Annotated in this window: 8 protein-coding genes; 3 read left to right on the top strand and 5 right to left on the bottom strand. The window is 59.1% G+C overall.

Going from position 1 to position 9637, the window contains the following annotated elements:
* Window positions 1-429: 429 nt before the first annotated feature.
* The 4 genes from H1Y01_RS14225 to H1Y01_RS14210 all read right to left on the bottom strand — a co-directional run bounded on the left by H1Y01_RS14225 (window position 430) and on the right by H1Y01_RS14210 (window position 4666).
* Window positions 430-630, bottom strand: a complete 201-nt coding sequence (locus H1Y01_RS14225) for a DUF433 domain-containing protein (RefSeq protein WP_219341554.1) — start codon at window positions 628-630, stop codon at window positions 430-432.
* 81 nt (window positions 631-711) lie between these two features.
* Window positions 712-2727: a beta-N-acetylhexosaminidase gene (locus H1Y01_RS14220; protein WP_180541172.1), complete on the bottom strand. Its 2016-nt coding sequence runs from the start codon at window positions 2725-2727 to the stop codon at window positions 712-714.
* Window positions 2724-3707 carry an NAD(P)H-quinone oxidoreductase gene (locus tag H1Y01_RS14215; RefSeq protein ID WP_180541171.1) on the bottom strand — a complete coding sequence of 328 codons (984 nt, stop codon included), beginning with the start codon at window positions 3705-3707 and terminating at the stop codon, window positions 2724-2726. The genes H1Y01_RS14220 and H1Y01_RS14215 overlap by 4 nt, the downstream gene beginning before the upstream one ends.
* Window positions 3704-4666 (bottom strand): COX15/CtaA family protein, encoded by a 963-nt coding sequence (locus tag H1Y01_RS14210; protein ID WP_180541170.1) that lies wholly within the window; start codon window positions 4664-4666, stop codon window positions 3704-3706. Before H1Y01_RS14210 ends, H1Y01_RS14215 begins: the two co-directional genes overlap by 4 nt.
* Window positions 4667-4724: 58 nt before the next feature.
* Between H1Y01_RS14210 and H1Y01_RS14205 the strand changes: the two genes are divergently transcribed.
* Complete coding sequence (locus H1Y01_RS14205) at window positions 4725-5747, top strand: substrate-binding domain-containing protein (protein WP_219341553.1); 1023 nt, start codon at window positions 4725-4727, stop codon at window positions 5745-5747.
* Window positions 5748-6241: 494 nt separating this feature from the next.
* Here the strand turns inward: H1Y01_RS14205 and H1Y01_RS14200 are convergent, their stop codons facing one another.
* Entirely contained in the window at window positions 6242-7267 is a 1026-nt protein-coding gene (locus tag H1Y01_RS14200; RefSeq protein WP_180541169.1) for a peptidylprolyl isomerase, read from the bottom strand.
* Window positions 7268-7293: 26 nt separating this feature from the next.
* On the opposite strand from H1Y01_RS14200, the gene H1Y01_RS14195 reads away from it, so the two are divergent.
* Window positions 7294-8313 (top strand): Gfo/Idh/MocA family protein, encoded by a 1020-nt coding sequence (locus H1Y01_RS14195; RefSeq protein WP_180541168.1) that lies wholly within the window; start codon window positions 7294-7296, stop codon window positions 8311-8313.
* A partial coding sequence (locus H1Y01_RS14190) for a right-handed parallel beta-helix repeat-containing protein (RefSeq protein WP_180541167.1) occupies window positions 8313-9637 on the top strand: 1325 nt, incomplete at its 3' end. The genes H1Y01_RS14195 and H1Y01_RS14190, both read left to right, overlap by 1 nt.

Genomic DNA, 9637 nt, shown 5'->3' with positions numbered 1-9637 from the left:
GAGAGCTGAGCCGACTCGTTACCGCATGCAACCCGCGCGATATCGTCCAGTGAGAGCGAGCCATCTCCAACCCAAATCACACCGCAATGATATCGATTTGCATCAAGTCATACCTTGGGCTTTGGCGGCAAGGGCACCTCGATAAAGCTGTAGCTGTTGGTCCGGGAAGCGGCGACTACGGCTTGAATTTCTCGGATATGTTCGCGGAGTAGCGGCCATCGATTCGAGCCTAGAACGACGAGAGCGATCTTACGCCGGGTTAGGTTCTGTTGGTATTTGATGTTTTGATCAGCTGTGATCATGACGTCAAACTTGTGCAACTCAGCGGTTGCCAATAAAACACCGTTCTTCAGTTCTCCCCATCCAAGATTTGCGGCGAACTCCACCACGTGCCCCGCCAAGAACCTGCCGAGTTGATCAGGAATGTTCTTATCGAAGAGGACGCGCAATGTGCGGCGCCTGTTCTGCGTACGCTAAGATAGCGCGCACGTCGGCGACGGGCACATCGAACATTGCGGCGATCTCTTCTTCTGAAACGCCATCATCATAGTTCTCAACGATGGAATCCGCAGCCAGCCGCCACGCGCGTAGCGTGGGAACGCCGCCCATCTTCTCTGGATCAGTTTGCACGATGGAGCATCCGGACCAGTCGATATCAGTCATAGCTGCAAGTCCTCCATCTCAGGCTATCAGAGAACCGGCTATAGAACCCTACTGTGACGCCGCATTCACCAGCTCCTGCACCGCGCCCCCGAACGCCGGAAATACCGCTGCATGCGCCGCGCTCAATTCCGTTATCCGGTCGCTCTGCTGCTTGCGCCATTGCGCATCGCTCTTCTCACCCGACTCGATTGCCTGTATCGCGCTCAGTCCGGCCGCAGCCAGATCCGATACGGCTTGCGAAAGCGGCTCGATCCCGTTCAACAGTTCGTTGTCCTTCAAGATCGGCTGCATCTGCGCATGGTTCGCACGCAACGCGATCAACTGTTCGCGCACCAAATCGAATCCCGTATGTTGCGTGAGAGCCGTGTGTACCATCACCGCGAAGCGCCGCGCGGCTTCGCTCTCGGGCGGCACGGAATCCACCAATCCGATCAGCGGCGTCTCCGTCGTGTACGGTCCGAAGCTCTCGCGTTCATAGCCTTTGACGGGTTCCACGAATGCGGCTAAGACCCGCAGCGGCTCCGGATCATGCTCACCCGCTAGCCGCACCAGCATCGGATCCTGCCACGACCGGTGCGTGAGTCCGAGCCACTGCAACCATCCGCTAATCACATCCATGCGGCGATACATATCCGGCACATCGCGCACGCCTTGCGTGGACCACAGGCGTTCCGCAATCACCGCGAGCCGCGGCCAGATGCGCGAGTCGATCGTCTCCGGCGTCACCATCTCGCTCCACATCGCCGCTTCACCGCCCAGGATGCGCGCCTGCTGTTCCGGCGTAAGATTTGCCGCATCGCCCCCTAACGGATCCACCGCGTAATGCTCGGAGGCATGTTCCACGAGATCGAGATAATACCCCGCGGACAGAATCCCGCGATAACCCTGGCGTGCTCCCTCCGCCAGCGACTTCTGCCCGCGCCACGATTGAATCAGAATCGACTTCGGCAAATCCGGCGTCAGGATCTCATCCCAACCTTCCATGTGCTTGCCATGTTTCGCGACGATGGGCTCCAGTTTGCGATTGAAATAAGCGTGGAGCGCAATGTTACTGTCCGGGTCTTTAGCCGAAGGCTGATAATGTTCGGCGGCTTTGAACGCCTTCACCTTCGGACTCTCGCGCCACAACTTCCCATTCACTTCATCGCCGCCGATGTGGAAGTAAGCGTCGGGAAACAGCGCGGCCATCTCACCGATGAAACGATCGAGAAACGTGTACACCGCCGGATTCGTCGGGTCCATCACCGCATCCAGCACGCCGAACGTGTGATCCACATCCTTGGGAGCCGGCGGCGTGGCGAGTGCGGGATACGCCACCAGGATCGCCGTCGCGTGCCCCGGAATATCGAACTCCGGAATCACGCGAATGCCGCGGTCATGCGCATACGCGATCACATCCCGAATCTGCTCTTGCGTATAGAACTGGCCGCCCGAACCGAACTCCTGCAGGCGCGGGAAGAGTTTGCTCTCGATGCGAAAGCCCTGATTGTCGGAAAGGTGCCAGTGGAAGACATTGAGTTTGACGGCGGCCATTCCGTCGAGCGTGCGTTCGACCTCGCCGACGGGCATGAAGTGGCGGGCAACGTCGTAGCTCAAACCGCGCCACGGGAATCGCGGATGATCTTCAATCGAGACCGCGGGCACGCCAAAACCATTGGCTTCGGGTTGCACCAACTGTAGAAATGTCTCGATGCCGCGAAGCACTCCAAGCGGCTGCACGGCGCTTAGATGAGCGCCCGCCGCATCCACAACCAATCGATAGCTTTCGTCTTCTCCCAGAGCTTGAACCGCTTCGCCTTTGTGCTCGCACGAAATCGTCAACGTGGGCTTGGTCGTCTTGACTTCGTGCATGGTGATGCCGGTCTGTTTCGATAGGCGCTCGACCAGACGATGCGTCGCGCGATCGAGACGCGGCTCATCATAGCCGCTGACAGAAGCCTGGAACGACGCATCAATTGGCAGCACGCCCGAGCCGCGACTGACTTGCGCGGGTACCGGCATCAGCGCAAGCGGTTGCCCGTAAGCCAACGCAGACGCACCCATCAAAACAAGAAGTCTCTTCATGCCCTCACTTTCAAAACAACTTTGCCGATGTGCTCGCCGGATTCTAAATAGCGATGCGCCGCCGCGGCATCCGCCAATGGAAACTCGCGATCGATCACCGGCCGAACGCGCCCGCTCTCCAGCAGCGGCCAGACATGTTCATGCAACGCGCGCGCGATGTCGCCCTTTTGCGCAACCGTGCGCCCACGCAGCGTCGAGCCCGTAAGGGTCAAGCGCCGCATCATCACCGGCCGGAGGTCGATCTGAACACTGCTGCCCTCCTGAAGCCCGATCTGCACCAGCCGTCCCTCCACCGCCAGCGCCGCAATATTTCGCGGCGTGTACGAACCGCCGATGATATCCAAGATCACGTCGACACCTTTCCCACCGGTCAGGCGCGATGCCTCGGCGACGAAGTCCGCGGCGCGATAGTTGATCGCGGCGTCCGCTCCGAGCGCTTCACAAGCCTTGCACTTTTCGTCCGTGCCCGCCGTCGCAATCACAGGCGCGCCGAAGTTCTTCGCTAATTGAATCGCCGTGGTTCCGATGCCGCTCGCGCCGCCGTGTACCAGGAACCATTCGCCCGATTGCAGCCGGCCGCGTTCGAACACGTTCGTCCACACCGTGAAGAACGCTTCGGGAACCGCGGCGCCTTCAACGAAGCTGATGTTCGCCGGAAGCGGCAAACACTGCGGGGCGGGAGCGGCCGCGAACTCCGCATAACCCCCGCCGGCCAGAAGCGCGCACACGCGATCCCCAACTTTCCACGTGCTTACGTCACCGGCTACCGCTGCGATTTCCCCCGAGACCTCCATGCCCAGCAGAGGCGACGCGCCAGGAGGAGGCGGATAGTGGCCTTGGCGCTGCATCAAATCGGCGCGGTTTACGCCTGCCGCACGCACGCGAATCAAGACTTCGCCGCCGGCGATCTTCGGCTCGGGTCCATCCGCGAGCACCAGCACTTCCGGACCGCCCGGCCGCGAGATTTCGATTTGCTTCATGCGCGTTCAGCGAACTCCGGCAGCGGGCGCGTTTCGGAAGCAGGCGCGGCCACGAACCACTCCGCCGCTAGCACCACGAAAGCGATCCATAGCGCATCGGCGAAGAACAGATGAATAAGTTGAAGAGGCACAGGCGCAAGCAATCCGAGATTGATCATACCCACGGCGAGTTGAACAACGATGATTCCGGCGAGCGCCCAGGCTGCTCGAACCGATCCTTCGGAATGTTGCTTTCGGATCGCCATGAAGCAAAGCAGGCCGGTGCAGACGGCGACGGCAATCGCGATCACTGGATGCCACACGCGCAGGCGGATGAACGGATGCACCCCCGCGGCAAAGTCCTGATGAAAGCCGGCCGATAGCGAGGCAGTCCGAAACAGCGTATCGCCCAGTGCCGCGATCGCTCCGCTGATACCCAGAAGCAGCAAACCGAGTCCGCACAGCGCGAACCACGCGCGCCCGCCGGACTTCGCGTTCCACGAAAAGCCGCTGCCGCCGCCGGCCCAGACCGCAATCGTCAGAGCAGCCAGCAGGAACAACGTGTTCACCAGATGAATACTGAGCGAGTATCCGCGCGCCACCGACGGGTTCACGCCGACCTGTCCGAGCAACACCAGACCGGCGCCGATGATCGCTTCCATGACTTCGAAAAGCAGCGCGAAAGCCGAGGCAGTGCGCGCCGGATGTTTGCGCGGAAGCCGCCGCGACCACACGAACAGCCCGAGCACCGCAATCAAAGAGAGCCCGCTCGTCACGCGGTGCGTAAACTCGATCATTGTGGCTATAGCCGGCGCTTGCGGGACCACGACTCCGTTACAGAGCGGCCAGTGCTCTCCGCACCCCGCGCCGGATCCGGTAGCCCGCACCAGAGCTCCCCACAAAATCACCGCGAGATTCAGGACGAGCACCGCGGCGGCGTAAATCTGGAAGGCTGGGCGGTGTCGCGAAGCAGTTTGCATCAATGCTATCTTTTCAGCTTAAGCCGCGCCTTACAGCGTTGCGATATACTTCCGCGTTGTGGACAAATCCATGAACCGAAACCTACCGAGCGTTACCGCCGCCGTCAGCCTCATCGCCCTCAGTGTCGCCCTTGCTGGTTGCGCCAGCCCGGCGCACAGTGCGGACGAAAAATATTACCTGGTCGCGACCAACATCAAGGTCCCGTACTGGCAAACCGCACTCGCCGGCCTGTCAAAAGCAGCCACTGAGATGAAAGGCATCCGCACAGAGCTCGTCGGTCCGGATAACTTTGATCCCAAAGCGCAGCATGAGGAGTTTCAACACACCCTCACGAAAAAGCCGGCAGGCATTCTGGTTTCGGTCAGCGATCCCAAGGTGCTGCAGCCGGATATCGATGCCGCGATCGCTCAGGGCATTCCTGTGATCACCATGGATTCCGACGCCGAAGGCAGCAAGCGTCTGCTCTTCATCGGCACCGACAATTACAAGGCCGGCGAGATGGGCGGTGAGGTTTTAGTGAAGGCTCTGGGCAACAAGGGCAACGTCGCCGTCTACACGATGCCCGAGCAGGCCAACCTGCATCAGCGCATGCACGGCTACACCGACGTTCTGGCCAGCCATCCCGGAATTAAGATCGTGCAGACCATCGACATCAAAGGCGATCCGCGCATCGCGTTCGACACGACGATGGACATGGTGAACAAGAAAGCCATCGATAAGATTGATGCCTTCGTTTGTCTCGAGGCGGTGGCCTGCCCGGAGATTGCCGACGTCCTCGACCGCGAAAAAGTGAAGGGCAAGACCGTGATCGCGATGGATGCGGATGACCGTACCTTACAGAGCATTCAGAAAGGCGGCATCACAGCGACCATTGGCCAGAAACCGTTCACGATGGCTTTCTACGGAGTGCAGATGCTGGATGCGCTCTACCACAACAAGCCGCAGACGCTGGATAAGAACTGGGCGCAAGATTCGTTCTCAACGCTGCCGACTTTTGTGGATACGGGCGTGACGTTGATTGACAAGACGAACGTCGATGCTTATACGAAAGAGCGGGAGTCGGCGACGGCTAAGCAGTAAGTCAAAAACAATTAGCCACAGATGAACACAGATAAACACGGATAAGATCAAAGTCGCTTTGGTTGTATCTGTGTTTATCTGTGTCCATCTGTGGCTAATGCTTTTGCGCGTCCGCTATCAAGCCGGAGAAGAGGGCAGCGGAGGTGAATGCCTAATGCGCATTCCCTACTGAGCCACGGTAGGAGCCGAGCGCATCCGCCGAATAGGTTTGCTCCTCAAGGGTAGTCAAAACCACGCTGCTACTGTCCCGCGCCATTAGAAAGAGATCTTTGTCCCGGGCAAGCTCGGGTAGAACCGGGGCCGGTATACCCAATTCCGTCTTTCCACCCAGGAGCAATTTGCCATCGTTTTCCGACAAATAATAGTTCCAGGTTCGCGCGCTCTCGACTAAGCAGTAAAGTCAAAACCACTTAGCCACAGATGAACACAGATAAACACAGATAAGAACCAAAGCGACTTTGTTCTTATCTGTGTTTATCTGTGTCCATCTGTGGCTAATGTTTTTGCGCGTCCGCTCTTTGCAGCACCTGTTGCGCGAAGTAGTTCACCACATGCGCTTCGCTACGCGCAATCTCCACGTAAGCCTCGCGCAGCATTTGATCTTTGCGGTTCATTAGTAAGCTGCGCACATTCTGTTGCACGCGCGGATCGCTTAACTCGCGCTGCCCCGCCGGCTCTTTCGAAATCATCTTGAAAATCCGATACCCGTCCGGTGTGGGAATAATTCCCGAAAGCTGCCCCGGGTTCATCGCCAGGATCATCTTCTTCAAATCAGGACTCGCGCGGTCCAACGCCGATTCACTCATATAGCCCATGTCACCGCCATTCGGCGCCGTAGACGGATCTTCCGATAAGTTCTGCGCGACTAAGGCGAAGTCTTCGCCCTGCTTCAGGCGATCCGCAATCGATTGGATCTTCTTCTGCGCCTGTTCCTCGTTCTGCGCCTTATCGTTCTTGAGGTTGTGCGCATTGGGGTCCTGCTTCGACGTCACCACAATCTGCGCCAGCCGCAACTGCGGTTCCGGAAAGTTGAAACTGGATTTGTTCTTCTGGTAGAACGCCGTTACATCCGCATCGCTGATCGTGATGTGCGAGGAGATATCGCGGTTGATCAATTTCTGCAAACTCAACTCGCGCCGGATCTGCGTGCGCAGATCGTTCGCGGTCATATCCTGCGACTTCAGCCACTTATTGAACTCTTCCTGGGTATAGGGCGCGCGCAGCTCGGTGAATTTCGTGTCGACCTCGGAATCGGTCGCCATCACGCCTTCCTTCTCGGCGCGCTGCAACATGATTTCGTTATCGATCATCGTCCGCAGCACTTCCAGCCGCCGCGTCTGGCGCAGATCTTCATCGGCCGATTCGGCATCGACCACGAATTGACGCTTGTAGAACTTATCGAGATCCGAATAGGAAATCGGCCGGTTATTGACGGTCGCGGCGACGTCCGGGCCCGCTTTTTTGGAACAGCTGGATGCCAGGAGTGCGAGCCCGAGCACACCCGCGAGCGATCTTTTCATTAAAAGCCCATTATAATGACGCGGGTATGACGACGACACCGCGCATTGGAATCATCGGGACCGGCGCCATCGCCGCCAAGCACGCCGAAGCATGGCAAAACATCGGTTGTGCGGTCTCCGCGTGCGCCAATCGGACCGAGAGCCGCGGCCGGGCTTTCGCTGCGCGGTTCAGCGCTCGATACTACAGCGATCCGGTGGAACTTTGCCGCAGAGCGGATGTGGATCTGGTAGACGTCTGCACGTTTCCGGACTATCGTCTGGAGCCCGTTTCCGTATGCGCGGAGCTTGGCAAACCGGTACAACTGCAGAAGCCGATCGCGACGAATTTGCGTGACGCGCGCCGCATTGCGCAGGTGGCCGCCGACTCGGGGATCACGTTCGGGGTCGTCTCGCAACAGCGGTTTAATGATGCTTCGATCTTCCTCAAAGCGGCGCTCGACGAAGAGCGTCTTGGCCGTTTGCTCCAGTGCGACGCCTACGTGAAATGGTATCGGCCGCCGTCCTATTACGCGCGCGCATTTAAAGGAACCTGGCAAACCGAGGGTGGCGGCGCGCTTATCAATCAGGCCATTCATCAGGTGGATCTGCTGCGCTGGTTCGCGGGTCCGCTTGCGCGCGTGTATGGACGGTGGCGGCTGGGCGCGGTGCATCGGATCGAATCGGAAGATATCGTCAACGCAACGCTCGAGTTCGCGAGCGGAGCGATGGGCGTCATTCAGGCCTCGACGGCGCTGTGGCCGGGATATCCGGAGCGAGTCGAAATCCATGGCGAGAAGGGTTCGGCGATCATCACGGGTGACCGGCTGAGCCGCTGGGATGTTCAAGGCGAAGCGCCGGTGATGTCGTCGGATGCGGCCTCCTCCGGCGCGTCGGACCCGATGGCGATATCGCTCGCCCCGTTCGAACGGCAGTTCCGCGACCTCATCGAAGCTCACCAAGCCGGCCGTCAGCCGCTCGTCTCCGCGCAGGACGGGATCAACGCGCTTGAAATCGTCGAGTCAATCTACGAATCCTGCCGGACCGGCCAGCCCGTAGAATGGGCGTAGTGTTTCGAACCGCCGGTCTGGTTTTCCTGTTTTCCCATTTGGCAGTCGCGGCGACCTTGCCGTTGGAAGAAGCCGCGCGCCAGGAAACCGGCACGTTTCAGCTAGCGCCGGGGACCGTGGAACTGCACAATGAGCTGGTGCTTCCGGCAGCGGCTCACGACCTGAAGATCGACGGCGCCGGAGTGAAAATCCACTTTGCCGCAGACTTCCACGGGCGCGCTGCGCTTGTGATTTCGGGCGGCCATGACATCAGGATTTCCGGGCTCTCGATCGACGGCAACCGCGCGGGCATCCATCACCCCCCGCAAGGTCTCGCGCCGTGGAACATCCCGTTCGCGAAGTTCACGCGAGACAACGGCATCCTCGCCGAGAATGTCTCCGGTCTCGAAATTACGGCCGCGGCGTTTCATGAGATCGCAGGTTTTGCCATCTTAGTTAATGCGTCCGATAAGGTGCGGATCAACAGCATCACGGTGAGCGATAGCGGTTCGAGGAACGCGAAGAATCGCAACAACGCCTCGGGGGGCATTCTGCTGGAAGAAGGGACGCGCCACTTTGAAGTCTCCGGCTGCAACTTGCAGCGCGTTCTGGGCAATGGAATCTGGACGCACTCGCTCTACACATCGCCACGAAACGAAGACGGCCAGATTGCTGGAAACACGATCGTGGAAGTCGCGCGCGATGCGATCCAGGTTGGCCATGGCACTCGAATCGTCGTAGGGAAGAATCGGGGCGCCCGCATCGGCTATCCGACGGCAGCGGTGGATGTCGAAGCCGAAGCTGCGCCGTGCGCCCTCGATACCTCAGGTAACACCGACACCACGCGCTACACCGATAACGACTTCGAAGAAGTCAACGGGAAATGCATCGACCTCGATGGATTCCACGACGGCGAAGTGCGCGACAACTCCTGTATCAATCATCAGGAGCGCGACGAATATCCTAACGCGAACAACGCCATCGTGATGAACAACAGCAATCCGGATATGCAGACGCGCAACATCCTGGTTTGGGGCAATCGCGTGGAAGGCTTTCTCTATAGCGGCATGCTAGTAATCGGCAGTGGACATCGCATTAGTCACAACCACTTTCTGCAATTGAACCTGGCGCATTGTAACCAGACGGCGGAGCGCTACGGATGTCTCTACTTCCACGGCGAGCCCGACTTACTGCGCAGCGGCATCTATCTTCGCGCGAAGATGGAACGGCCGGCCGATACGCGGAACAACGAGATTGAAGACAACGAGATGACCGGGTTTGGTATTGGTTCACGCTGCGTGGTGGCGGGACCGGGTGTGGACTTATCTCTCGATCGGATCGCGCG

It is taken from the genome of Nevskia soli, from assembly GCF_903970205.1.
GTDB lineage: Bacteria > Acidobacteriota > Terriglobia > Bryobacterales > Bryobacteraceae > Bog-113.
The sequence above is the reverse complement of the archived record's forward strand: the minus strand, read 5'-3'. Positions and strand labels throughout refer to the sequence as shown.